The sequence below is a fragment of the Rhodococcus sp. NPDC078407 genome, from assembly GCF_044542515.1.
In the GTDB taxonomy this organism is placed as follows: Bacteria; Actinomycetota; Actinomycetes; order Mycobacteriales; family Mycobacteriaceae; genus Rhodococcoides.
In genome coordinates this window covers 77,835-103,386 of sequence record NZ_JBITUQ010000015.1, presented here as the reverse complement: position 1 = coordinate 103,386, position 25,552 = coordinate 77,835, and the positions used below count along the sequence as shown (strand labels likewise).

Here is a 25,552-nt window from a genome sequence, read left to right as displayed (position 1 = left end):
CATCGGGGTAGCTTCACCCATCGGCCACCGAACAGCGGCGGGCCTACACCTCGAGGAGACCGAGATGCCGGGCCTACGTCGCAACGCACTGAGAGCCGCTGTCCCAATTGTCGGTATTGCGCTGGCCTTGACGTGCGCGGCTCCCGCCCAGGCTCTGCCGACACCCGCTGACCTGGCCGATGTTCCATCCCGGACCTCGATCTCGTACGAGCACGTACCTACAGGCACATACGTAGGCAGTGCCGAGGACAATTCCCCCCGTCCGGGACTGTCCACGGTCAAGCTCTACATGGCCGATTACATCGTTCGCTTCGGCGACGGTTCTGCGCGTGACCGCGACCTGTCCGCACGGATGGTCCAGGTCAGCGACGACGGGGCCGCCTCCGAACTCGACAGGAAATATCCTCAGGCAATTGGTGCAACTGCAGCGGAGTTCGGACTCACGTCGACGTCACGTGGTGGCTTCTGGGGCAATTCGTCCACCAGCACAGCCGACACCGTGCGGTTCTTGGCCGCGAAGAAGCGAACCGATCCCGCCAGCCCGATTCTGGCCTGGATGGCCACGGCCGCTCCCGTGGCACGGGACGGGTTTGCCCAGAACTGGGGAACCTCGCTGTTGCCTGGCGTGATCGGTAGCAAGTGGGGATGGGCCGACGACCGATCGAGCGTGGTCGCGTCGGCGTCGATCGGCGCTGATTTCGTCGTTGCATCCAATACTTACGGACCGAGCCGCTCCAATACCGACGATGTCTTGGCCACGCTCGGCGACCTCGAGTTGACGGCACCGCCCGCGCCCGCCCCTGTTCCGAACCTTCCCGTGATTCCCGGCCTGCCGTCGGTCGAAGAACTGCTTCAGATGCTCAGTCCTCGCTGACACGTTCGAATAGTTTGTCGTACCCCTCCCCTAGTCTGCGATTCACCGAAAAGTTCGGGGACCACACCGGGGGACGTGGAGGGGACGACGATGAGTCGTATCGATCTGGACAGTTTTTTCAAGTATTCGCGCGCAACCACCTCGAAAGACAGCGCTGATCCGAACGAATTGCTGGACAGCGGGATCGGTTTCGCCCAGTTGGGGTCGTCGGCGAAGGACATGACCCAGCTGATCGCGGAACGCCTGTCCGCCGTGGACGGCACCGGCCGCGTGCATTCGGTGCACGATCGCGCGGCAAAAGTACTCGACGACGCTGTCGACACGGCATTCGAGAACGGTTGGCAGCCGGCAGAACTGGTACACGTCACGCGTCAGAGCGCCGGAGCGGACGGTGCGGTGGTGATGATCGAGGCTATCGGCGCCCACGCGGTGCGCACTTCTGCGGACAGCCTTGCTCCGGATTCCTGGCGAGACCAATTGTCCGAGCTGAACGTGGAGTGTGCAGGAGGAACCTCTGCCGACCGTCTTCGGCGGTGGCGTTCGTACAACCGACGTTCATCGACGCAATCGTGGTACACCCTCCTTCTCGTACTCGGTTGCGCAACATGGTTGTTGCCCATCGAGACACTGCTGCCCTCTCCGACTCGATGGACATCACGCACGACGCCTACCGGTCCGCGAAAGGCGGCGGACTCCAAGATGCTCGGGAGGATTCGAGGGCTGCTGGCCAAGGCCGAGTCGACGCAGTTCCCCGCCGAAGCCGAGGCATTCTCGGCCAAGGCCCAGGACCTGATGACGCGGTATGCGATCGACAGCGCGCTTCTCGATGCGGAGAACTCTCGCAGCTTGACCGATGATGTCGTCAGTCGTCGCATCATGGTGAGCAATCCGTACTCGAAAGCCAAACTGCTTCTGCTACACAGCGTGTGTCAGGCGAACGGTGCCAGAACAGTGTGGAAGAAGAAGTACTTGCTGGCCACCGTGATCGGTCTGCCCGTCGACCTCGACCTGTGCGAACTCCTGTACACCTCGTTGCTGGTTCAATCGGCACGCGCACTCGAGGAGGTCGGTGAGTCGGCGAACTCGCGCACCCGCAGCTTCCGTCACGCATTCCTGATCGCGTACGCCCACCGAGTCGGTGAACGATTGCAGGACGCACGCAAGCGCGCCACTGCGGCGGCAACGCAAGAACACGGATCGGCTCTGGTGCCGATCATGGCGCAGCGATCCGATGCCGTGGACCGCGTCTACGCTGCCCGCTATCCGTCGACGAAGACGATCAGGTTCGGTAGCGACAATGCTCAGGGGTGGCTTGCGGGCCGGGCCGCCGCCGAACGCGCCGACCTGACCGGTGGCCGCGAACGTATCGACAAATCCGATCTGGCCTCGTGAGCGCGCGCTACATTGGCTCACATGACCGGTCTGGATACTCCCGTGACGCCACTTCGCTTTCTCGAACGCGCGGCGGAGGTCCACCCCCATAAGACTGCCGTGGTGGACGGTCCCAGGACGTTCACCTACGAGCAGTTCGCCGCCGATGTCACCCGGCTCGCGCATGCACTGCGCGCGTCGGGGGTCGGCCACGGAGATCGAGTGGCCTACCTCGCCTCCAATTCCGCAGAGCTGTTGTTCGCGCACTACGCGGTGCCACTGGCCGGTGCCGTTCTGGTTGCACTCAACACCCGGCTCTCACCGGATGAAGTTCGCTACATCTGCGATCACTCCGGCGCGGTTCTGCTGGTCGGTGATTCGGCGCTGCTGTCCGCACTCGGAACAGATCCCATCGCAGATTCGGTCACCGAGATCGTCGAGACCCCCTCGGTGAACGGCACGTACGGCAAGCTGCCGCACACCACGCGATACGACGCGTTCCTGGAACGAGGGTCCGACGAACCGCTGGAGTGGGAGGTCGACGACGAGACCTCGACCATCACGATCAACTACACCTCGGGCACCACCGGTCGACCCAAGGGCGTGATGTACACCCACCGCGGTGCCTACCTCAATTCGCTCGGAGAATTGCACCACCAGGGCTTCGACATCGACACTCGCTATCTGTGGACGCTGCCCATGTTCCACTGCAACGGGTGGTGCACCACCTGGGCGGTCACGGCCGCGTCGGGCACGCACGTCTGTCTGCGCGGTGTGCGCGGCGACGCGATCTGGTCGGCCATCGACGATGGCGTCGACCACCTCGCCGGCGCACCGACCGTGTTGACCACTCTTGCCACTGCTGCGCAGGCACATGCACTGGATCGCCCCCTCACCATCGTCACGGCCGGGGCTCCCCCGAGCCCGACGATCATCGGCAAGATTCGCGCGCTGGGCGCAACGCTCGTGCACGTCTACGGACTCACCGAGACCTACGGCCCGTACTCGGTGTGCGAGGCCAAGCAGGAGTGGCTCGAACTCGACGGCGATGAGCAGGCTCGGCGCTTGGCCCGGCAGGGAGTCGGAATGCTCACTGCCGACCGTCTACGCGTGGTACGCGACAAGCCTGGTCCAGGTGGAGTACTGATCGACGTCGAACCCGACGGCACCGAAATGGGCGAGATCGTCATGCGCGGAAACAACGTCATGAAGGGGTACTACAACGACACCGCCGGCACGACAGAAGCTTTCGCAGGCGGCTGGTTCCATTCCGGCGACCTGGGCGTGATGCATCCCGACGGCTACGTGCAGCTACTCGATCGCGCCAAGGACGTCGTCATCTCCGGCGGCGAGAACATCTCGACGATCGAGGTGGAACAGGCACTGGCCAGTCACCCCGCCGTCGCCGACGTCGCGGTGATCGGTGTACCGGACGACAAGTGGGGCGAGCGACCGAAAGCTTTCGTGGTGCTGGCACCGAGTGCGGACGCCTCGGAGGCCGAGCTCGTGGCGCACGTCAAATCGTCCATCGCGTCGTACAAAGCTCCCCGCGCAGTCGAATTCATCGTCGAACTACCGAAGACCTCGACCGGCAAGATCAGAAAGAAAGAACTACGCGACGCGGAATGGGGCGCATCCGCGTCCAAGATCAACGGGTAGACAGAGACCTCACGCCATCTGCACACCGGCGATTTCGGTGACCCCGCCCGTGCCATCGAAGGACAACTGCCGAAACGCCACCTTCTCGACGAAGAACCTGTCGTGGCTCACCAAGATCACCGCGCCGGGAAACGCCATCAGCGCGCGCTCGAGCACCTGAGTGCTCGGTAGGTCGAGGTGGTTGGTGGGCTCGTCGAGCACGATCACTCCGGCACCGAACAGCAGACACTGCGCCAGCGCCACGCGGGCTTTCTGTCCACCGGACAGGACGCCGATCTTGGTCTTGAGGTCGAGCTCGGAGAATTGCAGCAAGGTCAGGAAGCGGTGCACTTCCTTCTTGGTCGCGGTCAGCGCGAGGCTGCCCGGCATCGCGTTGACGGAGTGCGAGACGGTGTCGTCCAAGTCGAGGTCCTCGAGCACCTGGTTGTAATAGATGAACGACGGTGCCTTGGTCTTCCACTTGATCTTGCCGCTGTCCGGTTGTTCGGCACCGACGAGGATATCGACGAGCGTGGTCTTCCCGCATCCGTTCGGCCCAGTGATCGCAATTCGATCGCCACGATGGACGGTGAACGAGATGTTCTCGAAAAGACGTTGCTCGCCATAGCTTTTGGAGATACCCGCGATCTCCGCGAGGTTGTCGTGCACGTGTAATCCACCGTAAATTGCAGTGACCACAGTGTCGACCGGGCGCGGACTCTTGCTCTTCTTGATGTTCGCGAGTCGGCGCTTGAGCACCCCGCTGGGGTTCTTCACTGCTTCTTTGCGATCGCTGATGGCTTCCTGCTCGTAGGCCAGCAGTTGCTGTTCGTTGCTGAACTCGCGTTCGAGGTTCTTGAGTCGAAACTGCTTCTGCTGAACGTATTCCGAGTAGCTGCCGTCGTAGGTCTGCAGGTGGTGGTTCTCGATCTCGACGATGCTGGTGACAACCTGTTCGAGGAACGCGCGATCGTGCGAGACCACGAGAAGCGCACCGCGAAAATCGCGCAGCCACCGTTCGAGCCACGCGATCCCGGCAACATCGAGGAAGTTCGTCGGCTCGTCGAGCAGCAGGACGTCCGGGGCCTCGATGAGGATCTTCGCCAGGGCCGCGCGGTTGCGCCAGCCTCCCGACAGTCGGTCGACGGGCAGTGCGCGTCGCGCTGCATCGAAGCCCAGCATCGACAGCACAGTGTCGATCTGTTGGTGGTAGGTCCAGCCGCCGCTGTTCTCCATGGCGTCGAGCAATTCGGCTTGCCGGTCGACGAGCTTGTACATCTGTTTCTCGTCCAGGTCTCCGCCGAGGGCTGCCTCCACCTCGGCCAGTTCCGTCTCGATCTCGTGGACCGCGCCGAAGAGGGCGTCCAGCTCCTCCTGGATGCTCCGTTCGCCGTCCAGTTCGGAGAACTGCGAGAAGTAGCCGATGCGAGCGCCCTCGGTGACGTCGACGGTTCCCGAATCCGGCGTCTCCCGTCCCAGAAGGAGCTGGAGCAACGTGGTCTTGCCAGTGCCGTTGCGGCCGATCAGACCGATGCGATCGCCGTCGGCGAGGCGAAAGAACACCTCACGCAACATCACCTTCTGGTCGTATCCCTTGGCAACGTCGTTCAAGCGAATCCAGCTCAAGTGTTCACTTCTCCTGAAAACACGGGTCCGCTGAGTCGTCGAACCGGGCGTGCTCACTCTAGCGTCGGCGTAGTTCGACCCCGATTCGTTCGAACTCCGCATCGTTATCTATTCGTTTCCATCGTTGGAAATCAAGCTTTGTGGTGGCGATACGCGCAGAACCAACGACTGCGACAACACTGTGCGCTGGTCATTCACCCCGTTTCTGGCAAATCACCGTGCTACGTTCAAGTGCGGACAAAGAAACTCCCACAGAGAAGTACACAAGACTGCAACCGGTCCGCCCGAAGTGTTGCGTGTCCAGCCCCGGCACATCGGCGCAGGTCCGGTTCTAGCGCAGTCAAAGAACCGGAAGGCCCCACGCATGGCACAGAATGTGCTGAACACAGGCTCGAAGAAGAAGATCGTCACCACCCTCGCCGGTGCCGCGCTCGTCGCAGGCAGCCTCGCAGGATGCACCTCCACCAACACCGACGAAGGTGCCGACCGTCTGCAGTCGCTGCGCGACGCCGGCACCATCACCGTAGGAGTAGCCGGCGAAGCGCCGTACAGCTTCGAGGAAGACGGCGAATTGACCGGTGCGACAATCGCTTTGCACCGCGAAATCTTCGGCAACCTCGGCATCGACACCGTCGAGGGAGTCAACGCAGACTTCGGCGCACTGATTCCAGGCCTGCAGGCCAATCGATTCGACGTGGTGAGCGCCGGAATGTCGATACTTCCGCAGCGCTGTGAGCAGGCTGCCTTCGGCGACCCCGAATTCAACTACACGACGGCCCTGATGGTTCCGACAGGTAATCCGGCAGGCTTGACCGACATGCAGTCGGTCGCCGACAGCGGCCTGCGGTTGGCCACGATGACCGGAGCGATCGAGTCCGATTATGCAGAGGCGCTGGGCATTCCGACTCAGCAGGTAGCCGCACCTCAGGACGGCATGGACGCCGTCACCTCGGGCCGCGCCGATGTCTTTGCACTGACGGCAATCTCGCTGAACTGGATGAAGACGAACAATCCCGACGCGCCGGTGGACGTCACCGAGTCCTTCGTCGCCGAGATCGACGGTGAGCCGCAGGTGGGAGCCGGTGCCACCGTGTTTCGCACCGACGATCAGGAACTGCTGAACGCGTACAACGAGGAGCTCGCGAAGATCACCTCGGACACCGACGCGTATCTCGACATCGTCGGCGAATTCGGCTTCACCGCCGAGGAGCTGCCGGATCCGAGCCTGACCACCGCCATGCTCTGCGAGGGCTGATCGCTGTTGCAGGCTGATCGCCCGTGAACGAGAACATAGAGACCTTCCTGGATTCGTGGCCGCGAATCCAGGAAGGCATCCTCACGACCGTCTATCTCACCCTCGGCGGCGCGGCACTCGCCTTCGGCCTCGCTTTGGCCCTGGGCCTGGCCGCCGGAAACCGGCACATGTACGTACGAGCACCCGCTCGGTTCGTAGTCGAATTCTTCCGTGGCACATCACTTCTGGTCCAGTTGTTCTGGCTGTTCTACGTACTGCCACTGTTGGGTTTTCAGCTCGAGGCCATGTTCTGCGGAATCCTCGCACTCGGGCTCAACTACGGTGCCTACGGTGCCGAGGTGGTGCGCGGTTCCATCGCGGCCGTCGCGAAGCCGCAGTGGGAGGCCGCCCTCGCGCTGAACTTTTCCCCCTGGCAACGCCTGCATCGTGTCGTGTTCCCGCAGGCCTGGGTCCAGATGATCCCACCGCTGACGAATTTGCTGATCCAGCTCCTCAAGGGCAGCGCGCTCGCCAGTTTCGTTCTGCTGCAGGATCTCACGTACCAGATCACACAGCTGCGACGTACCACCGGCGACACTCTGTTCGCCTTCGGTGTCGGTCTTGTCATCTACTTCGTCATCGCCTACGCCCTGACGCTGCTGATGAACCTGCTGGAGATACGAGCCAAGGGACGTTTGGGATCCGGGCCGTCGATGCGTGAAGTTCTGCGGCTCAGGCCCGAACGCGTCGATCAGAACGTGGGGGTGGGTCGATGAGCGTCGACTGGAGCTGGGAACGCGCCTGTGACGCCCTGCCCTTCCTGCTCGAAGGTTTCAAGATCACCTTGTTGGCCACCGTGCTCGGCTTCGTCCTTGCTGCGGCTTTGGGGCTCGTGATCGCCGTCGTACGGCACTCGGGACCGAAGTTCGTCACCGTTCCGCTGCGGATGGTCACCGAGTTCATCCGTCTGACACCGCTCATCGTGCAGCTACTGTTCGCGTACTACCTGCTGCCGCAGTTCTCTGCCTTGCAGATCGGCATTGCCGTCCTCGGCATTCACTACTCGACCTATATGGCCGAGGTGTACCGCGCGGGCATCGACGCCGTTCCACCCGGGCAGTGGGAAGCAGCACGCGCGCTGTCGCTCCCCAGTAGCCGAACGTGGCGAGCAGTGGTGCTGCCGCAGGCGGTACGCAGCACCACACCCGCACTGGGCAACTACGCGATCTCGATGTTCAAGGACACACCGTTCCTGTTCGCCATCACCGTCGTCGAGATGGTCACCGCAGCGCAGCAATACGGTGCGAGCACGTTCCAATACCTCGAGCCGATCACATTGGCCGGCGTCATCTTCCTGTTGGCGAGCTATCCGACGTCGATCCTCATCAGAAGACTGGAGAAGTCACTTGCCTACTGACGATTCGGGCACCCCGATGATCAAGTTCGACAAGGTGGTCAAGCAATTCGGCGACCATGTCGTCCTCGATCACCTCGACTTCCAGGTTCGCCGCGGCGAACGCGTCGCGTTGATCGGGCCCAGCGGGTCCGGTAAGACGACAATTCTGCGTCTGCTGATGACCATCGAGAAGGTCAACGACGGTGTCATCTGGATCGAGGACGAGCCGCTGACACATCAGCGCAAGGGCGACAAGCTCGTCGTCGCGTCCGAGAAACACCTTCGGAAAGTGCGCACGCGCATCGGCATGGTCTTCCAACAGTTCAACCTGTTTCCCAATATGACTGTGCTGCAGAACATCACCGAGGCTCCGACTCATGTGCTCGGCAAGAGCAAGGCCGAGGCCACCGAGCGTGCACGCGAGCTGCTGCAGACAGTGGGGTTGGCGGACAAGGAAGACGCCCACCCGAACAAGCTGTCCGGCGGGCAGCAGCAGCGGGTGGCGATCGCCCGAGCGTTGGCCATGGATCCGGACATCCTGCTCCTCGACGAAGTGACATCTGCGCTGGATCCCGAACTCGTCGCCGACGTCCTCGACGTTCTCCGCACGATCGCCGAGACCACCGACATCACGATGCTCATCGTGACGCACGAGATGGGGTTCGCCCGCGACGTCGCAGACCGAGTTCTCGTCTTCGACGAGGGAAAGATCCTCGAAGAAGGACCACCGGAGGATATTTTCAGCAATCCGCAGCAGGAGCGAACGCAGCGGTTCTTGAAAGCTGTTTTGTCACAGTAGAATTCGTCGCTGGTTCAGGTCGTTCTCGGCACGCTCATGAACCGGTGATGGTGGCGAGCGAATCGACCGGCGGGGAGACCACGACGGGATCACGTCCCGACCACAGATCCAGTACCGCTTTGGGACGCGCCAACAACTCTCGCGCATAGTTGCGAACCACCGCGAGCGTATTGCAGTCGATGCAGTCGGCCGTGACTCCGTCGATCTCCAGATCCATGTCCTCGCACAATGCCACCGCACGTGAGACGTGCAGGGGCTGGCTGATGATGAGTCCACGTTCGACACCGAACGTCTCTTTCGCCCGGATGCAGGTGTCGTAGGTATCGATGCCGTGATCGTCGCCGATGATCACGTCGGGATCGATGCCATGCTCGATCAGGTAGTCGGTCATGGCTTCACTTTCGTTGCCGGAGTTGCCGTCTGCATCGCCGGAGACCAAGATCGCTTTGATCTTTCCCGCTGTCATCAACGCGATCGCGGCGTCGAGGCGTCCGGCGAGGAAGCGCATCGGCTTGCCGTCCCGCACCTGCGCACCGAGAACAATGGCAACGGGAGCGTCAGGCGCATCGTCGATGTCGTGCACCTTTCCTGCCGTCGCGTACGCAACCCAGCCGGCCGATGCCAGAACGATGGCGACGAGACCTGCGATGACCGCACACAGGGCGCGGACGAGCCGGCCGGCCAACCCTCGGGGCTTCGGTTCGGTACTCATGATCTCGTTTCGTCGACTGCGTGAGACCTCAAACTAACCGACGAAGACGACGCACAATCGACGTCGCAGCAGACCCATACCGATTCCACAGCGATTCCACAGAGCGAACCCTCAGAGCCGCCCCTGCTCGGAAGCTTCAGCAAACCCCGGAGTACCGTTCGAGCAGTGAATCCGCTGCTGACCTCTCGACGCTACGTCGACCTGCGTCTGCAAGCCAGCGCTACCTGTTGACGGTTCTCTAGACCGCATCCCTGACGTTCGGCCCATCGGCCGACGCGCATTCCTGTCGTCCACCTGTGTCGACAACTCGTCTCTTTCGAAAGGCATATCCATGTCTGCGCCCAGCGCTACCCGAACGCGCCGTGTCCCTACCTGGGCAACCGCGTTCGGACCACAGATCGTTGCCGGCCTCATCCTCGGAGTCGTATTTGGGCTGATCGCCCGATCCATGCCCGATGCTGCGGACGGAAACGAGAACTGGTTGGTCGGCACTCTGTCGACCATCGGTTCGAGCTACGTCAAACTCCTCACCGTCGCGGTGATCCCGCTGGTGTTCACCGCAATCGTCAGTTCGATCGCCAATCTTCGTGAGGTCACCAATGCGGCCCGGCTGGCGATCCAGACGCTGTGGTGGTTTGCCATCACCGCCTTCATCGCCGTCATCATCGGCATCGTGATCGGATTGGTTGCACAACCGGGATCCCGCACCAGCGCGGGAGCGGAATCGGCCGGGGACCCGTCCAGTGTCGGATCCTGGTGGTCGTTCCTCACCGGGTTGGTCCCCAACAACTTCCTGGCACTCGGGGCGAAGACGACGGTTGCCGACAGCGGTACCGCGACCACATCGTTGAGCTTCAACATTCTGCAGTTGCTGGTCATCGCCGCGGCCATCGGGATCGCCGCGTTGAAGGTCGGCAAGAAGGCCGAGCCGTTCCTCGCGTTCAACGCCTCGCTGCTGGCCATCGTGCAGAAGGTGCTGTGGTGGATCATCCGCTTGGCACCGATCGGAACCGCCGCACTCATCGGCAACGCGGTTGCGACCTACGGCTGGGACGCCATCGGTTCGCTCGGCGTGTTCACCGTTTCGATCTACGTCGGCCTCGCCGTGGTGTTCTTCGTGGTGTATCCCGTAATCGTTCGCGTTCATGGTCTTTCGGTGCGCAACTTCTATTCGGGGGTGTGGCCGGCCACGCAGTTGGGTTTCGTATCTCGCTCGTCGATCGGAACCATGCCGCTCACCGAGCGCGTCACCGAACGCAACCTCGGAGTGCCGCGTGAATACGCGTCGTTCGCGGTACCGCTCGGGGCGACGACGAAGATGGATGGTTGCGCAGCAATCTATCCCGCAATCGCCGCGCTGTTCGTCGCTCAGTTCTACGGCATCGATCTGTCCATCACCGATTACCTGCTGATCATCGTGGTCTCTGTGATCGGTTCTGCCGCAACGGCTGGCACAACCGGGGCCACAGTGATGCTCACTCTCACGCTGTCGACCCTGGGATTGCCATTGGCGGGCGTTGGTCTGCTGCTTGCAGTGGAGCCGATCGTCGATATGGGCCGCACCGCGGTGAACGTCACCGGGCAGGCGCTGGTGCCGACCATCGTCGCCAAGAGGGAGGGAATCCTCGACCTCGAGCGGTACAACGCTCCGCGAAACGGCGACCCCTTCGTCGACGAGGAAGCGGAAGTGGAACTCGCTCGCTGACACAGCTTTCCGATCTGCGATTCCCGACGACCGAGCACGTGGGTCGTCGGGAATTGTCGTCTATCGCGGTGGTGACAGCGATTCGACCGACACAGCGGTATCGGCGTCGGTGGCCTCGACACTGGCGAAGTAGTGTCCGAAGAACTCTCGCATGGTCTTGATGATCTCGATCTGCTGCTTGATCGCGAAGCGTGCGGAACCTTCTTCACCGACCGCAAGGCGATGGAACTTGGCACCGAGCATCTGAGCTGAGGGTAAGTCGCCGAACGCCTCCGGAAACGAAAGAGACTTGGTCATCTCGAGCATCTTGTTCAGGTCGGCAATATACGTTGCGCACACCTTGTCGCATTCAGAAGCGACTTCCGACTCGACGTGCAGTTCTCCAGCAGCTGCTTGTTCCTGCAGAGATTGCCAGTAAGCCAAGTTGGCCGCCAAGTCAGTAGATTCCCCGGACAAATTATTCCCCCATCATTTCGGCAGGAATGGTTCTAGCTCGCCGGCATGCTTGTTGGCCGCCTGACATGGGTCACCCATCGTCTCTTCTGATCCAACTGTGTCCAGAACTATGAGCAGTAGGTTTCCACTTGCGTCTATCGCTATGGCGCATCCATCAGGTGGATCACCTTGGTATGTCGCGTGCATTTGGACTGCATTGCGAGACCCAACCATTACCGGAATCTGTCGATCGTTCTGTGGACTACTTAGGTACTCGGCCATCGAGTTGATAGACGACATTACTGATACGTAGTACCACGAGTCCATGCCCAGACCGTCCCAGGTGCAGTTCTTCCAGCCCGGATACGTCGTAATTCCCGCAAAATCCGGCCGCTCAGTACTCACGTCCAGCCCACTTGCCGTCACCGCAGACTTCGGGATGGTGCAGGGATCGAACGGCTCCCCCGGTACCAACGCCCCCGTCGTCGATTCCGTCGAGGAGTCCTCACTCGCCACCGGACTCCCCTGGGTCGACTCCGCACAACTGGTCAACACCAGGGCAGCAGCACACAGCGCCGCGCGCCGGCCTCCACCCCTCACCCGCATACGTTCAACCTCTCGACATAGACGTCACTGAAAGGTTGGACGTGGGGCGAGCCCGATCGGTTCCCTTACACGGAGGACTGCTCGGCCTCGATCTGCAGCGGATCGACCGAGGCAGGGCTCCGTCGTTCTGCCGCCCGCACCCACAGCGCCAGTGAGAGCAGCGCGATCACTTCGGCGACGACGAGCACCCGTTCCACGTATCCGAGTGTGACGACGCGGTACCAAGGACGTGGGCCGGTGGCACCGATAACGAGCGCGTAGACAATGGGCAGCAGAGTCACGACCGACAGCAGACTCAGGCCCAACGTGATTCGCGCTCGAAATGCCCACACCCGGTCGCGAATCCACGGGCGCGAGAACACGAAAACGGCAAGCGGGATGCTCACGAACGCCACTGCGGCTCCGAGACGATGGATCGTCCCTCCGAGGCTCGACGACGCGTCGTTCGACCAGTCCTGTTTCGGTACCGCAACGACGGCGACGAGCCCCAGGGTCCATAGCGTCAACAGGATCGAACTGGCCGAACCGGGCCGAGTGAGGCGATACCTGAGCGCGGACGCGAGGGTGAGTGCCGAGCCCATCGCGAGCAGGACGACCCCTGTCGAGAACACCCACTGCTGCGCGCCGAGTCCGTATTCACTGATAGTGCGCCGCAGATGCGCCGGCGTCTGCCATGCGGTGTAGAGATCGAGGATCACGACAACGAGCGCGCCAAGCACAGTCAGAACAACGCCCATCTTGGCTGGTCGAACAGTCACGTCGCTCTCCTCCGGGACTGCACGTCCGGCAGCCCACGCTCCATGGTGCCTGACGAATCGACAAACACCTTGACGGGAAAGCGAGCCACGAATAACGTACAACCACATGGTTGTAGATGAGTTGAGTGGCGCCGAGGTCGATCGGCTGTTTCAAGCCTTCGCAGACAGAACGCGGCGCGACATCGTCGCGAAGGTCACTGTCGGTGAACAGTCCGTATCCGAGTTGGCTTCTCACTACGCCATGAGTTTCGCCGCAGTGCAGAAACATGTCGCGGTTCTCGAACGCGCCGCAGTCGTCACCAAACACAAGCGTGGACGGGAGCAGATCGTGCGAGTTCAGCTCGACGCGATCACGCGGGCCCGCACGTTGCTCGACGCTTACGGGCAGATGTGGCGACACCGAGTCGACCGGATCGACGACATTCTCGATGAAGACAAGAAGGGATGACACCATGCCGTTCATCAGTTCCCACAAGGATCCCGAAAACTTGACCATGACCGTGGTCGCGGAGTTCGACGCCAACATCGAACGTGTTTGGCAGATCTGGGAAGACCCACGTCAGCTCGAACGATGGTGGGGCCCGCCCACGTGGCCCGCAACGTTCGTGACCCACGACTTCGTTCCGGGTGGGAAAGCGTCGTACTACATGTCCGGGCCGGACGGCGAAAAGGCCGCTGGCTGGTGGCTTTTCACGGACATTACCGCACCCACATCGCTGTCCTTCGACGACGGTTTCGCCGATGACTCCGGCAATCCGTCGTCGACGATGCCGGTGACGCACGCTACGACAACTCTCGAGGACGTCGACGGCAGAACCCGTATGACCATCCGGTCTCGCTTCGACTCCCTGCAGCAACTCGAGGAACTGGTCGAGATGGGCATGGAGGAGGGCATGAGTCTGGCGTTGGGTCAGATCGACGCCATCATCGCGGAGTGATTGCGGTGCACAGAAATTCGGTCTCTGCACCGAATTTCCGTGCACGTGCGGCAAAGCCGCTCATCGGTGGGTGTTGCCGACCAGGGCTCGGCTGCTCCCCCATAGTGCGAAGCCGAGCAGCAAGAATCCAGGCAGCACAGCACCGATCGCGTCGATCGAACTCTCGGCGGCACCGGCGGCGGCGAGAATCAGAGCAAGTACGCCGAGCGCGGTCAACGCCACGCCGAGGCCGGTGCAGAAACGCAACTTCCACACCAGAGCGAGTGCGACGAAATGCAGGCCGACCACCGTCGAAATCCACGCGACCGCAGCCTGCGGTGCATCGAGTGGACCGTTGATGATCGCGAGTCCGCCGAAGATCGCTACCACCTCGACGGCCACCACAACCCAGTACCCGCGGCCGAAGCCGTCGCGACCTCCGCCTTCCGGAGCGGGGGCCGGCGGGACTCGCCACACCGCGAGAAGCACAGCGACCAATGCCACCACTGCTACAACGCGCAGTCCGACGGTCAAGATCGTCGGAAACGTATCCGAATTGACGAAGACGAAGACCAGTCCGAAAACGGCTCCGATGATCGAGCCAATCTTTTCGGGAGCCAAGCGCGCGCCGGATTTCATGTGGCCTACCGTCGCACAGTTGCACCGCGTGCACAGCGGTTCTCGCCGATCGATCGTGGTGCGCGAAACCTCGGTCTCTGCTACGTGTTCAGTCCGGGGACATATGAGACACGAGATGTCCACGGACATGTGACACACGGGCTGTGGTGATGCTGCGGGGCACTGTGACCGGCTATGGAGTAATCCATGGCCAGATCGGATGCCCGGATGAACCTGCTCGACGCCACCTTGACCGCATGGATCATCGAGGGAGCTGACGTCTTCGACGAACGAGGCCTGTCCGGCTTCTGCGTCGATCACGGACTCTCCCGCAGTACCGCACACCGCCACGCCGTCCGGATCCGAGAACGGGGCCGGTGGGAGCTCGACTCCCGCCGACCCCGTTCGAGCCCGGCACGCACCCCCGACACTGTCGAGGCCCACATCATCGCGCTCCGCGGCGAATTGGGCCGCGAAAACGGTGCCGACAACATCCGCTACGAACTGACAAAGCCTGCCGCCGAACACGATTGGGCCGGCAAAGGCTGGAAGATCCCAGCCAGATCCACCATCAACAACATCCTCACCCGACACGGGCTGGTCATTCCGGAGCCGAAGAAGCGACCCAAATCGTCCTACCGCCGATTCCAATACGCCCAACCCCGCGACTGCTATCAGATCGACGCCACCGAAGTCGTACTCGCCGGCGGCGGCAAAGCCACCGTCTTCGAAGTCCTCGACGACTGCACCCGCACCCTCGTCGCGACCTACGTCTGCCACGCCGAGACCACCGCCGGTGCCATCGCCGCCATCGGTACAGCGTTCACCGATTATGGTGTGCCAGCAATAGTGTTGTCCGACAACGGAATGGCGTTCTGCGCAACCGCATCGAAGGGCCGCTCGAAGTTCAGTGCATTCGTCACCGATTCCGGTGCCCGCCTCATCCACTCGAGCCCGTACCACCCGCAGACCAACGGCAAAGTCGAACGCCACCACCGGACCTTCAAAGACTGGCTCACCGACCAACCCACCCGGCCCGCCACCGCAGCTCAACTACAGAAATCATGCAACCGATACCAGAAGTTCTACAACACCGACCGCCGCCACAGTGCCGTGAACATGCCCCCGCAGCAGGCATGGAACCGCGCTGCGACCCTCGGCGGCCCGCAGCATTTACCCGCCCAGGTCGACGCCTCCGTCGGCACCCATCGCGTCTCCGACTCCGGCGTGATCTCCGTCGGCGACCACACGATCTCCGTCGGACGACCCCACGCCTACACCCGCGTGACCGTCCTACGCGACGGCAACCACGTCACCGCCTACACGGCCAGCGGAGACGTCCTCGGCCACCTGCACCTCAACATCGACAAGCGCTACCAAGGACAACTCCACCGCCCCGCAGCCTAGAATCGTGTCCCACATGTATCGAGACACCCGTGTCCCACATGTATCAAGACAGCACACGGTCTCTGCTACGAGTTTCCGTGCACGTGGGGCGAAGCCGCTCTACTCCGGGACGGAACTGACGGTGAACGGCTCGACGGGCTCGCCTCCGCGCTTGTCGAACTGACTGTTCACAACTAGAAGTCGATCGTCCACTGCTGCAACGGTTGTGGGGTAGGCGAACGATGCGTCGGTGATCTCCCCGGTGACGGTTCCGGTTCTGCCGTCGTCGTCGAGGTCGACATTCGCGATGAGGCCGTCTCGATTGCGGACGACATACAGGGTGTCGTCGTCCATCTCGAGCCCGTCACCATTGGTGAGCGTCGCCCCGCCCAAATCGACCTGCGTGACCTCTTTCGAGGTCTTGTCGACGCGGTACAGGTTGCCGGTACTGGACTGCACGACGATCAACGCCGATTCGTCGTCGTTCTCGACTATTCCGTTCGCGTTGAAGCCTTCTCCGTAGGCGAAAGGTGTTCCGTCGAAGCTCGCAAACGTCTCCAACGGACCGTCCTGCGTTCCGGCTGTCATCTGCTCGCGGGGTATGCGGTACAGCGCAGGGCTGCGCGAGTCCGTGACGTAGGCATCGCCGTTGTCGGCGATGGCAACGTCGTTGAGGAAGGTCGCGTCGGTGCCGAGGCCGTTGGTGAAGGTGGCGACCAAATCGGCCGAGCCGGCGTCGTACACCCAGACCTTGCCGGTGGCTCCGCCGGCGATCACCAGATAGTTGACGCCATCGTCGTCATCGGTCACGTCGAGTCCTGCGGCTGCGGTACGTCCGTCCGCGCCACCGGGCAGAAACACCGAAACGTCCGGGGACCCGACGGTTCCGCGGAACACTGCGCCGTCGGAGGTGGAGGTGACGTAGAACGTGTCGTCGGCGGCGGTGATGCCCTCGGGGAACACCTCACTGCCCGGTAGCTCGTAGACGGTGGCATCCGATGAAGCAGACGAACTCGCCGCGGTCGTACCCTCTGCGGACGACGGCGATGCGTCCGGTGCGCTGGGTGTGGCAGGAGTCTGCTCCGAGTCGGAGGACCCACAGGCGCTCAGCAGTAGGGTGACGGCGGCAACAACGGGCACTACTCGGGAGACTCGGTTCACACGCGCAAGTGTTCCATATGTCTCAATTTCTCGGCGTTCACGCTGGTGAAGTGACGTGCCAGTGATCGTTTTCGTACAGTCGTGGTCATGAACGACGCTTCCACTCTTGCCGCATCGGACACGGACCTCGGGGGAATCGCCGGCTGGGCAGTCGGTCTGATGGAGGCCATCGGCGGTCCAGGAGCAGGCATCGCTGTGGCTGCGGAGAATTTCTTCCCCCCGTTGCCCAGCGAGATCATCCTGCCGCTCGCCGGGTTCACCGCATCTCGGGGTGGCATGACTCTCTTCGGCGCATTGTTCTGGACCACGGCCGGATCGGTGATCGGCGCGCTGGTTCTCTACTGGCTGGGCATCAAGCTCGGACGTGATCGCATGTACGCCATCGTCGACAAGATGCCCTTCGTCGGAACCGACGACCTCACCAAGGCCGAGGATTGGTTCACCCGTCACGGTCGCTCGGCAGTTTTTTTCGGTCGGATGATTCCGGTGGTGCGGTCGGGCATATCGATACCGGCAGGTGTGTCGCGGATGCCCGTCCTGCAGTTCATTCTGTACACCACCCTGGGCAGCCTGATCTGGAATTCGATCTTCGTCCTTGCCGGCTACTTCCTCGGCGAGAACTGGCATTACGTGGAGACCTACGCCTCGGTGTTCCAGTACGCCGTGATCGGCGTCGTCGTTGCCCTGATCGTGTGGTTCGTCGTCAATAAGACCAAGTCTAGGCGCGCCGAAGCGCAGTGAGCACTCACAGGTCGTCGATATCGATGAACCCGTCCTGCAGAGCCCGTGCAAGCAGCGACGCTTTGGTGGGCGCGCTTCGCCCGACCGCTGAATATTTGGCCCGGATACGGGTCAGATGCGTGTTCACGGTTCCGATCGACAGGTAGAGCGACCGTGACGCCTGCGATTTCGAGTCGGACACCAACCATGCGGTGAGCACTTCGATCTCACGAGCGCTGAGCTTCGGACTGCAGAAGTCGCCGACACGAATGTCGAGAATTGTCATGTGGTTCCCCGATCTCTGGCACCACCGCTGTCCCGGTGGCACGAACGACGGTTATCACACCGCACTTCCGTCGGCGCGTCACTCCGTCCGATGATCGTGCTCGCTCTCGCTCGAGAGTGTTCACTCGCAGCTGCTCCGTCGCACCGGGCTCCAACTGGGTAGAGTCCCACCCCATGACCGAGCTGGACGCCGTTTCCGAACTCTTCGTCGAGGCCGGCGTCGCATTGCTGACTGCGCATCCGCGAACGATCCTCGAGCGCGGCTTGCGCATCGACGACGTCGTCAACGAGACCGGCTCGTCCACTGCGACATTCTTCCGAAAGTTCGGCACCAAGGCCGACTTTCTCGAGGCAGTAGTCGAGCACCTGGGAAGCCGAACGACACTGACTGCGGCAGACGTCCACGAACGAGTCAGCCAGTCGATGGCACACAACGACGATTCGGTTCGCGCAACGGTGAACGAACTCGTAGCGCGACACTTCTCTTCGGTCGTGGACCGCACCAGCACCGACCGGGCAGCTCTGGACCACGTGTTCCGTAATCCGAAATCCGGCACACTCGCCGGCGAGTACCGCGTGCGAGACGAGCTCGTACTCACCGCCTTCGAGGCACTGTTCGATCCCACAGCAGGAGCATTCCGTCGCCCCTTCACTGCCCGCACGTTCGCCCTGACGGTCAACGCCATCGTCGACGGCTTTCGCATTCGCAGCCAGGTGGACTCGAAAGCGGTGACCGCCGATGTGATGTCCGACGCGGTGTCGGCATTTCTCGGCGCCGTCATCGATACCGAGGGCCGGCACGAGCACTTGGACGACGTGGTCGGCTCGATCGATTCCTCGGCGGAGGAGCGTCCGCTGCCACGTGATCCGCGCGCGGCGATCGTCACCGCTGCACGCGACGAGTTCGGCAAGCGCGGCTACTCCATGACCCGAATGGACGACGTCGCCGACATTGCCGGAGTGACGAGGTCCGCGTGCAGAACACTGTTTCCGACAAAGCCGTCCGTCATCGTTGCTGCACTGCAGAACAGGGTCGATCGGTTGAGAGAGGCAGTTGCCGATGATCAGCTGATCGGCCTAGACGAGCTCACGATTCTGCGAAATCACATGCTGCGATGCGCCCAGCTCGCCGCCGACGAACTCGAGTTCATGGACGCGCTCCTCGTCGCCGTCGCCCATGACACCTACGGTGAGCCGGAAGGCTTGATCTCGATCAAGGAAAAGCTCAATCTGCCGGCGATCATCGCACCGGTCATCGCGCGCGGGCAGGACAGCGGCATCTTCCGGCGGAGCTCGAGCCCAGTCGATCTCGCAGCAGGCATCACCAACACTTTGCTGATGCGATGCTTCACCCGGCGGCAGAACAGTCCACAGGACAACGCAGACTTCGTCGGTGAACTTCTCCTCGACGGCATCGGCGCGCGCTGAGCAGCGACCGAGTGCGTGTCATCGGAGCCGGCAGCGCCTGACCGTCTGCCACTGGGTAGTCAATCGTTTGGAATACGGTAGCGACCGCCCTTGAACACGAAGGCTGCGTATCCCAGGATGGCAAGCAAGTAGAGCGCCGTCGGTACCGCGAAAACCCATACGCTGACCGAATTACCCGTCGTCGAACGTGCGACGCCTGCGATCCAGGCGAGCAACAGCATCGTCGCGACACCCATCCATTCGAGATCCTCGGGGACTTTGCGATTCAAGGCCGGGCGGTTCTCTGACGAAGTCCAATATTCGTGCATGCGACGGGTCGGGAGATTGACGAACTGAGCCGGCAATTTCGGGAACCACCACCGAACGCTTGCGAACAGCACGATCATCACGAAACCGGTGCCGCCCATGGTCAGTAAGAACGAGAGCTTCGAGTCCATCCGATCCACCTGACCGGATCCGTCGAAATGTGCGGGCATCTCGTCGGCTGCGGTCAGGGCGACCCACACCAGCACGCCGACGAAGAAAAGGGTAGACAGCAGCAAGGCAGCACGCGAGAGCTTCATCCCGACCCACTGTAGTACCTGCGACAGCTGAGCCTCTGGATCGCTCTGCAGGCTATGCTCCTGTGCCACGGAGAGCACAAAACCGAACCACGGCCGGAGGCACAACAATGCCCAACAACGAGTTCGGAGACTTTCAGACTCCGATCGAGTTGGCGCGCAGACTGGTCGCCACGCTGCCTCACCGCCCGTGGAGGCGCGTCCTCGAACCGACCTGCGGAGTGGGCAATTTCTTGTCGGCAATGCATGAGCAGTCCCCGGATGCCGAACGAGTAGGAATCGAAGTTCAGCCCGAATACGCGGCGACTGCTTCGGTTTTCGGGAAGATCATCACGGCGTCGATCTTCGACTTCGACCTGGCACGCGACATTGCATGGACATCGGAACCCGGCGCAACCCTGGTGATCGGCAACCCACCGTGGGTCACCAACTCGCAACTCTCGGTGCTCCATTCCGCCAATCGACCCACCCGTGCGAACACCAAGAACGCTCGCGGAATCGACGCGATCACCGGGAGCTCCAATTTCGATATCGCAGAGTTCATCTGGATCAAACTGCTCACCGAGTTCGCAGACCGCCCGGCGACCATCGCGATGATCTGCAAGACCCAGGTTGCGCGCAATGTGCTGCTGCACTGCGCGACACAGCAGCTTCCGGTCACCGGTTCGAGTGTGCGGATGATCGATGCGAAGAAGTGGTTCGACGCCGGAGTCGATGCTTGTTGGTTCACCGTCGAACTCGGCCCGGGAAAGTTCGACTACACCGCACAGACCTATCCGAGCATCGACGCGCCGCAACCGGACAACAGCATCGGGGTGGTCGATGGCCAACTGGTGGCCGACGTCGATGCGTATCAGCGCAGCAAGCAATTCGATGGTGCCAGCCCGCTCACCTGGCGGCAGGGCATCAAGCACGACGCCACCGCCGTGATGGAGTTGATCGAAAACGACGGTCCACGAACCAAATCGGGGATCAGCGTGGATATCGAACGCGATCATCTGTTCCCTCTGTTCAAGTGCACCGACGTCTATCGCGACAAGCTGGACGTGGTGTCGCGCTGGATGATCGTGCCGCAGACGCACACCGGCGACGATACCGAGACGCTGGCGTCGACAGCCCCGAAGCTGTGGAAGTACCTGACCGAAAACGCGGCTGTGCTCGACGGCAGAAAGTCGTCGATTTATCGAAACAGGGCGCGGTTCTGCATCTTCGGTGTCGGACCGTACACCTTCGCACCGTACAAGATCGCGATCTCCGGGTTCCACAAGATTCCACAGTTCAGAATGGTCGGCCCCTACGACGGCACTCCAGCGGTATTCGACGACGCCACGTACCTGCTTCCATTCGAGGATCCAGCGGCCTGTGCCGTCGCCCACGCGTTGCTGACCGGGCAGGAGGCTTCCGATCTCATTGCTGCACTGGCATTCTGGGACAGCAAACGACCGGTGACGAAGAAGCTGCTCCAACGCATCGACCTACGCGCAATAGCCCGGGCGACCGATCGCGCGAGTCTACGAGAGCGCGCCGCGGCCGTGTGCCCGGACGGCAGCGCAGTCGATCTGGCCATCGACAGTTTCAGAGATCAGTCGTGAACGTTTCGGCCGGTCGGTGCTCTCAAATCCTCGAAAGGCGGCCAGGACCAGGACTGATTGCCGGCAACACTACGATCGGATGGCACATTCCGTCCGAGGCAGTAGGAGAACCATGCATCCGTTCGACGAGGCAGTCGCACTCGAGGTGGTCGGCGACGGCACCTACAGCGGTAAGACGTCAGCGCCGTACAACAACATGGTCGGGCCGTTCGGTGGCATAACCGCGGCGACGTTCGTTCGGGCCATCGAGCTGCATCCGGAACGCCTGGGCACCCCGGTCTCGCTGACTGTGAATTTCGCCGGACCGGTAGCCGAGGGCGATTTCGAGATCTCCGCCCGACCGGTGCGCACCAACCGAAGCAACCAGCACTGGTACCTCGAACTGACGCAGGACGGATCTGTCGCTACCACCGCAACTGCGGTGTTCGGAACGCGACGTGAGACCTGGGACAACATCGAGGCGACGCCTCCTTCCGTGCCCTCCCCCACCGATACCGAGCAGGGCGGTTTTCCCGACGCCATCGCGTGGGCTCAGAACTACGAGATGCGTTTCGTCGCAGGCGCACTGAGCGACCAGGCGTCCACAGACTCGACCGAAACCCTCTGGATCCGCGATACGCCGCCGCGACCGCTGGACTTCGCCGCCTTGACCTCGCTCAGCGACGTGTTCTATCCGAGAATCTTCCAACGCCTGGGCCAGTACGTACCGGCCGGCACCATCTCGTTGACGACCCACTACTTCGCGACGCCGGAGGACCTCGAGGAGCACGCCGACGGATACATCCTCGGCACTGCGCGAGCACGCCGCTTCCACCAGGGCTACTTCGACCAGACCGCAGAGTTGTGGACCCAAAACGGGGGCCTGCTGGCCACCAGCCACCAGGTGGTCTACTACAAGGCCTGAAGCCGAACACTCAGTCAGTGGCTACGGCTGCGTAGCGTGAAACCCATGAACGACGTCTCGAAGCACATCGACATCATTGCCGCGCCTGGAGTGTTCGCCGATCTCGCCACCGCGCAAGAATTGGTGACCAGGGCCCTTGCTGCACGCGGATTGTCCGGCGGAATCGTCGCCGCGGCAACCGGATCCGATGAGGTCATCGTCGTTCCCGGCGACAGGATTCCCGTCGAGACGTCGTCGTACAGCAGTGCCGTTCGAGTCGACCTGGGGCAGTGCGCACCGGACAGATCCCCAGGCATCCGCACTCATATCCGTGGTCGAGGCTTGGACGGATTGCGGTTCGCAATCGACAGCGTCTATTTCCACCGCATCCATCCCGGCACGATCGTGAACTACGGGGATCACCCGGAGCAACGCGTCGAATTGCGTGTGCCGAATGGCGACGGCCCCTTCCCCGTTGCCGTGCTCATTCACGGTGGGTACTGGCGCTCGCGGTGGGAATTCGACCTGATGGACGCGATGGCCGTCGATCTGACGGAACGCGGCTACGCCACCTGGAACGTCGAATACCGTCGCCCCGACGAACACGGATGGGACGTGATGACCGGCGATGTCGCAGCCGCGCTCGCCGCGCTGGACACGGCACCCGGTGATCTGGATTTGTCTCGCGTGGTTGTGTTCGGCCATTCAGCAGGCGGTCAACTCGCGTTGCGCGTTGCGGCCGATTCCGTCGACCAAGCGGTGACACCTGCACTCGCAGTCAGTTTGGCCGGTGTACTCGATCTACAGGTCGGTGATGAGCGCTGGCTCGGCGAGGGGGCGGTGTCGAACGCGATCGGAGCGCGATTCGCCGGTGCGCACGACACGTACGAGGCATCGTCACCGATCTCGAGGCTTCCCCTCGGTGTCCCGCAGCTGGTGGCGAGCGCGGTGTCCGACGATCCCAACCTGCTCGAGATCAGTCGGGCGTACTACGCCGCCGCAGCAGCCGGCCCGGATTCCGTCGGTTACATCGAGGGACCGGGCGGCCATTTCGCCGTCGTCGATCCCTCGTCCGAGGTCTACCAAGACATTGTTCGCACGGTCGACGACCGAATTCGAGGTACCAGCGGCCACGCGTCGGAGTGAGTCCGTATCGTGCATGGTGTGACGCGCAGCACACCGATGTGATGCCGAGACTTCAGGAGCGAGATCGATGAAGAGCACCATGCAGGACACCCCACTGTCCATCGGGCAGCTGGTCCGATTCGGGACGTCCATTCACTCCTCGGCCGAGATCACCACCTGGACCGATAGCGGCCCCACCACGGTGACATTCGGGGAGTTGGGAAGGCGGGCAGCGCAACTGGCGCACGGTCTGCGGTCGATCGGCATCGACGACGACCAGCGCGTCGGTACCTTCATGTGGAACAACGCTCCGCACATGGAGGCCTACATGGCAATTCCCGCGATGGGAGCGGTGCTGCACACACTGAACATTCGACTCTTCCCCGAGCAGCTCACCTACATCGTCAACCACGCCGAAGACCAGGTGATCATTGCCGACGCGAGCCTGCTCCCCCTGCTGACGCCCCTGCTGCCGACGTTCGAGACGGTGCGGCACCTCGTCGTCGTGGGGGTGGACCCGGCACAGGTCACCGCGCCCGACGGTATCGAGGTGCTGGGCTACGAGGACCTGCTGGCAGGTCAGCCGGAGGAGTTCGACTGGCCGGAGCTCGACGAACGGTCAGCTGCCGCAATGTGTTACACCTCGGGCACTACCGGCGATCCCAAGGGCGTCGTGTATTCGCATCGATCGATCTATCTGCATTCGATGCAGGGCTGCATGACCGACGCCTTGGCAATCGCGCAGTCCGACAAGATTTTGGCGATCGTGCCGATGTTCCACGCGATGTCGTGGGGACTTCCCTATTCGGCGCTGATGGTCGGTGCATCGCTGATTATGCCCGACAGGTTTCTGCAGCCCGCCCCGTTGGCCGAGATGATGTCGACCCTGCGACCGACTGCCGCAGCGGCCGTTCCGACCATCTGGCAGGCTCTGCTCGCTCACCTGGAGGAGCATCCGGCCGATCTGTCGAGTCTGCGTGACGTGGTGGTCGGCGGTGCCGCCTGCCCGCCGAGTCTGATGAAGGCATTCCACGACAAGTACGGCGTCCACATCTCGCAGGCGTGGGGCATGACCGAGACCTCTCCACTGGGAACCTCGGGCAGGCCGGACGCCGGACTCTCTCCCGAGGACGAGTTCGACTTGCGTTGCACGCAGGGACGATTCGTAGCAGGAGTGCGAGCGCGCCTCGTCGACGACGCCGGAACGGTGTTGCCGTGGGACGGCAAAGCCGTAGGCGAACTCGAGGTGCGTGGCCCGTGGATCACCGGTAGCTACTACCGAGCAGACGCAGACGACAAGTTCGACGACGGCTGGCTGCGCACCGGCGACGTGGGGACAGTCTCCGAAGGCGGCTACCTACGACTCACCGACCGCTCCAAGGACATCATCAAGTCCGGTGGTGAGTGGATCTCGTCGGTGGAACTCGAGAACCAGGTGATGGGACATCCTGCCGTTCGTGAGGCCGCGGTCATCGGTGTGCCGGACGCCAAGTGGGACGAACGGCCTTTGGTGGCGGTCGTTGTCCGAGAGGGGGCGTCGGTGACGGCCGAGGAACTGAAACAGTTCCTCGACAGCCGCGTCGCGCATTGGCAGTTGCCCGAGCGTTGGACCTTCATCGACGAGGTCCCGAAGACGAGTGTCGGCAAATACGACAAGAAGCGTCTGCGAAGCTCGCATGCCGACGGCGCGTTGAACGTCATCGAGTTGGTGTAGCGAAACGCG

General features: G+C 62.3%; 26 protein-coding genes. 17 read left to right on the top strand and 9 right to left on the bottom strand.

From position 1 onward, the window contains the following. The first annotated feature begins 64 nt into the window (after nucleotides 1-64). The 3 genes from ACIGGF_RS16425 to ACIGGF_RS16415 all read left to right on the top strand — a co-directional run bounded on the left by ACIGGF_RS16425 (nucleotide 65) and on the right by ACIGGF_RS16415 (nucleotide 3,904). Nucleotides 65-874, top strand: a complete 810-nt coding sequence (locus tag ACIGGF_RS16425; RefSeq protein WP_397522303.1) for a hypothetical protein — start codon at nucleotides 65-67, stop codon at nucleotides 872-874. Nucleotides 875-964: 90 nt separating this feature from the next. Beyond that, entirely contained in the window at nucleotides 965-2,266 is a 1,302-nt protein-coding gene (locus ACIGGF_RS16420) for a DUF2786 domain-containing protein (RefSeq protein WP_397522302.1), read from the top strand. Between the two features lie 21 nt (nucleotides 2,267-2,287). After that, nucleotides 2,288-3,904, top strand: coding sequence for an AMP-binding protein (locus ACIGGF_RS16415; protein WP_397522301.1), 1,617 nt, complete (start codon nucleotides 2,288-2,290; stop codon nucleotides 3,902-3,904). Nucleotides 3,905-3,913: 9 nt separating this feature from the next. Here ACIGGF_RS16415 and ACIGGF_RS16410 read toward each other — a convergent pair whose 3' ends face one another. Beyond that, nucleotides 3,914-5,509, bottom strand: coding sequence for an ABC-F family ATP-binding cassette domain-containing protein (locus ACIGGF_RS16410; RefSeq protein WP_397522300.1), 1,596 nt, complete (start codon nucleotides 5,507-5,509; stop codon nucleotides 3,914-3,916). Nucleotides 5,510-5,873: 364 nt separating this feature from the next. On the opposite strand from ACIGGF_RS16410, the gene ehuB reads away from it, so the two are divergent. From ehuB to ehuA, 4 genes are read left to right on the top strand one after another with little or no spacing between them, the layout of a single operon-like run. After that, a complete protein-coding gene (ehuB, locus tag ACIGGF_RS16405; RefSeq protein WP_397522299.1) occupies nucleotides 5,874-6,764 on the top strand; it encodes an ectoine/hydroxyectoine ABC transporter substrate-binding protein EhuB in 891 nt (296 codons plus the stop codon). Nucleotides 6,765-6,787: 23 nt separating this feature from the next. After that, nucleotides 6,788-7,519: an ectoine/hydroxyectoine ABC transporter permease subunit EhuC gene (ehuC, locus tag ACIGGF_RS16400; RefSeq protein WP_397522298.1), complete on the top strand. Its 732-nt coding sequence runs from the start codon at nucleotides 6,788-6,790 to the stop codon at nucleotides 7,517-7,519. Next, a complete protein-coding gene (gene ehuD, locus ACIGGF_RS16395) occupies nucleotides 7,516-8,160 on the top strand; it encodes an ectoine/hydroxyectoine ABC transporter permease subunit EhuD (RefSeq protein ID WP_397522297.1) in 645 nt (214 codons plus the stop codon). The genes ehuC and ehuD overlap by 4 nt, the downstream gene beginning before the upstream one ends. A gap of 16 nt (nucleotides 8,161-8,176) precedes the next feature. Then, on the top strand, nucleotides 8,177-8,938 hold the full coding sequence (ehuA, locus tag ACIGGF_RS16390; RefSeq protein ID WP_397522327.1) for an ectoine/hydroxyectoine ABC transporter ATP-binding protein EhuA: 762 nt from the start codon (nucleotides 8,177-8,179) through the stop codon (nucleotides 8,936-8,938). Nucleotides 8,939-8,972: 34 nt separating this feature from the next. On the opposite strand, the gene ACIGGF_RS16385 is transcribed toward ehuA, so the two are convergent. After that, nucleotides 8,973-9,650 carry a vancomycin high temperature exclusion protein gene (locus ACIGGF_RS16385; protein ID WP_397522296.1) on the bottom strand — a complete coding sequence of 226 codons (678 nt, stop codon included), beginning with the start codon at nucleotides 9,648-9,650 and terminating at the stop codon, nucleotides 8,973-8,975. A 331-nt stretch (nucleotides 9,651-9,981) separates the two neighbouring features. Here ACIGGF_RS16385 and ACIGGF_RS16380 point away from each other — a divergent pair, with 331 nt between their 5' ends. Continuing rightward, entirely contained in the window at nucleotides 9,982-11,355 is a 1,374-nt protein-coding gene (locus ACIGGF_RS16380; protein WP_397522295.1) for a dicarboxylate/amino acid:cation symporter, read from the top strand. 60 nt (nucleotides 11,356-11,415) lie between these two features. On the opposite strand, the gene ACIGGF_RS16375 is transcribed toward ACIGGF_RS16380, so the two are convergent. The 3 genes from ACIGGF_RS16375 to ACIGGF_RS16365 form a co-directional block, all read right to left on the bottom strand. Then, nucleotides 11,416-11,652 carry a hypothetical protein gene (locus tag ACIGGF_RS16375; protein WP_397522294.1) on the bottom strand — a complete coding sequence of 79 codons (237 nt, stop codon included), beginning with the start codon at nucleotides 11,650-11,652 and terminating at the stop codon, nucleotides 11,416-11,418. Nucleotides 11,653-11,823: 171 nt separating this feature from the next. Next, nucleotides 11,824-12,396: a DUF3558 domain-containing protein gene (locus ACIGGF_RS16370; RefSeq protein ID WP_397522293.1), complete on the bottom strand. Its 573-nt coding sequence runs from the start codon at nucleotides 12,394-12,396 to the stop codon at nucleotides 11,824-11,826. 65 nt (nucleotides 12,397-12,461) lie between these two features. Continuing rightward, nucleotides 12,462-13,154, bottom strand: a complete 693-nt coding sequence (locus ACIGGF_RS16365; protein WP_397522292.1) for a DUF998 domain-containing protein — start codon at nucleotides 13,152-13,154, stop codon at nucleotides 12,462-12,464. A gap of 106 nt (nucleotides 13,155-13,260) precedes the next feature. Between ACIGGF_RS16365 and ACIGGF_RS16360 the strand changes: the two genes are divergently transcribed. Then, nucleotides 13,261-13,602, top strand: a complete 342-nt coding sequence (locus tag ACIGGF_RS16360; protein WP_397522291.1) for an ArsR/SmtB family transcription factor — start codon at nucleotides 13,261-13,263, stop codon at nucleotides 13,600-13,602. A 4-nt stretch (nucleotides 13,603-13,606) separates the two neighbouring features. After that, a complete protein-coding gene (locus ACIGGF_RS16355) occupies nucleotides 13,607-14,092 on the top strand; it encodes an SRPBCC domain-containing protein (RefSeq protein WP_397522290.1) in 486 nt (161 codons plus the stop codon). A gap of 60 nt (nucleotides 14,093-14,152) precedes the next feature. Here ACIGGF_RS16355 and ACIGGF_RS16350 read toward each other — a convergent pair whose 3' ends face one another. Beyond that, nucleotides 14,153-14,710 (bottom strand): hypothetical protein, encoded by a 558-nt coding sequence (locus ACIGGF_RS16350; RefSeq protein ID WP_397522289.1) that lies wholly within the window; start codon nucleotides 14,708-14,710, stop codon nucleotides 14,153-14,155. A 186-nt stretch (nucleotides 14,711-14,896) separates the two neighbouring features. Here ACIGGF_RS16350 and ACIGGF_RS16345 point away from each other — a divergent pair, with 186 nt between their 5' ends. Continuing rightward, nucleotides 14,897-16,096 (top strand): DDE-type integrase/transposase/recombinase, encoded by a 1,200-nt coding sequence (locus tag ACIGGF_RS16345; protein WP_397522288.1) that lies wholly within the window; start codon nucleotides 14,897-14,899, stop codon nucleotides 16,094-16,096. 99 nt (nucleotides 16,097-16,195) lie between these two features. Here the strand turns inward: ACIGGF_RS16345 and ACIGGF_RS16340 are convergent, their stop codons facing one another. Next, nucleotides 16,196-17,236, bottom strand: coding sequence for an SMP-30/gluconolactonase/LRE family protein (locus ACIGGF_RS16340; protein WP_397522287.1), 1,041 nt, complete (start codon nucleotides 17,234-17,236; stop codon nucleotides 16,196-16,198). An 87-nt stretch (nucleotides 17,237-17,323) separates the two neighbouring features. On the opposite strand from ACIGGF_RS16340, the gene ACIGGF_RS16335 reads away from it, so the two are divergent. Next, nucleotides 17,324-17,977, top strand: a complete 654-nt coding sequence (locus tag ACIGGF_RS16335; protein ID WP_397522286.1) for a DedA family protein — start codon at nucleotides 17,324-17,326, stop codon at nucleotides 17,975-17,977. Nucleotides 17,978-17,981: 4 nt separating this feature from the next. Here the strand turns inward: ACIGGF_RS16335 and ACIGGF_RS16330 are convergent, their stop codons facing one another. Further along, nucleotides 17,982-18,242: a LuxR C-terminal-related transcriptional regulator gene (locus tag ACIGGF_RS16330; RefSeq protein WP_397522285.1), complete on the bottom strand. Its 261-nt coding sequence runs from the start codon at nucleotides 18,240-18,242 to the stop codon at nucleotides 17,982-17,984. 173 nt (nucleotides 18,243-18,415) lie between these two features. Here ACIGGF_RS16330 and ACIGGF_RS16325 point away from each other — a divergent pair, with 173 nt between their 5' ends. After that, the gene (locus ACIGGF_RS16325; RefSeq protein ID WP_397522284.1) at nucleotides 18,416-19,669 is read left to right on the top strand and encodes a TetR/AcrR family transcriptional regulator; all 1,254 of its coding nucleotides are present in this window, start codon (nucleotides 18,416-18,418) and stop codon (nucleotides 19,667-19,669) included. Between the two features lie 59 nt (nucleotides 19,670-19,728). On the opposite strand, the gene ACIGGF_RS16320 is transcribed toward ACIGGF_RS16325, so the two are convergent. After that, the gene (locus ACIGGF_RS16320) at nucleotides 19,729-20,232 is read right to left on the bottom strand and encodes a hypothetical protein (protein WP_397522283.1); all 504 of its coding nucleotides are present in this window, start codon (nucleotides 20,230-20,232) and stop codon (nucleotides 19,729-19,731) included. Nucleotides 20,233-20,339: 107 nt separating this feature from the next. On the opposite strand from ACIGGF_RS16320, the gene ACIGGF_RS16315 reads away from it, so the two are divergent. From ACIGGF_RS16315 to ACIGGF_RS16300, 4 genes are all read left to right on the top strand, one after another. Beyond that, nucleotides 20,340-21,821 carry an SAM-dependent methyltransferase gene (locus tag ACIGGF_RS16315; RefSeq protein WP_397522282.1) on the top strand — a complete coding sequence of 494 codons (1,482 nt, stop codon included), beginning with the start codon at nucleotides 20,340-20,342 and terminating at the stop codon, nucleotides 21,819-21,821. 112 nt (nucleotides 21,822-21,933) lie between these two features. After that, nucleotides 21,934-22,725, top strand: coding sequence for an acyl-CoA thioesterase (locus ACIGGF_RS16310; protein WP_397522281.1), 792 nt, complete (start codon nucleotides 21,934-21,936; stop codon nucleotides 22,723-22,725). 45 nt (nucleotides 22,726-22,770) lie between these two features. Further along, the gene (locus ACIGGF_RS16305) at nucleotides 22,771-23,850 is read left to right on the top strand and encodes an alpha/beta hydrolase (RefSeq protein ID WP_397522280.1); all 1,080 of its coding nucleotides are present in this window, start codon (nucleotides 22,771-22,773) and stop codon (nucleotides 23,848-23,850) included. Nucleotides 23,851-23,917: 67 nt separating this feature from the next. After that, nucleotides 23,918-25,543 (top strand): long-chain fatty acid--CoA ligase, encoded by a 1,626-nt coding sequence (locus ACIGGF_RS16300; protein ID WP_397522279.1) that lies wholly within the window; start codon nucleotides 23,918-23,920, stop codon nucleotides 25,541-25,543. Nucleotides 25,544-25,552: the final 9 nt, after the last annotated feature.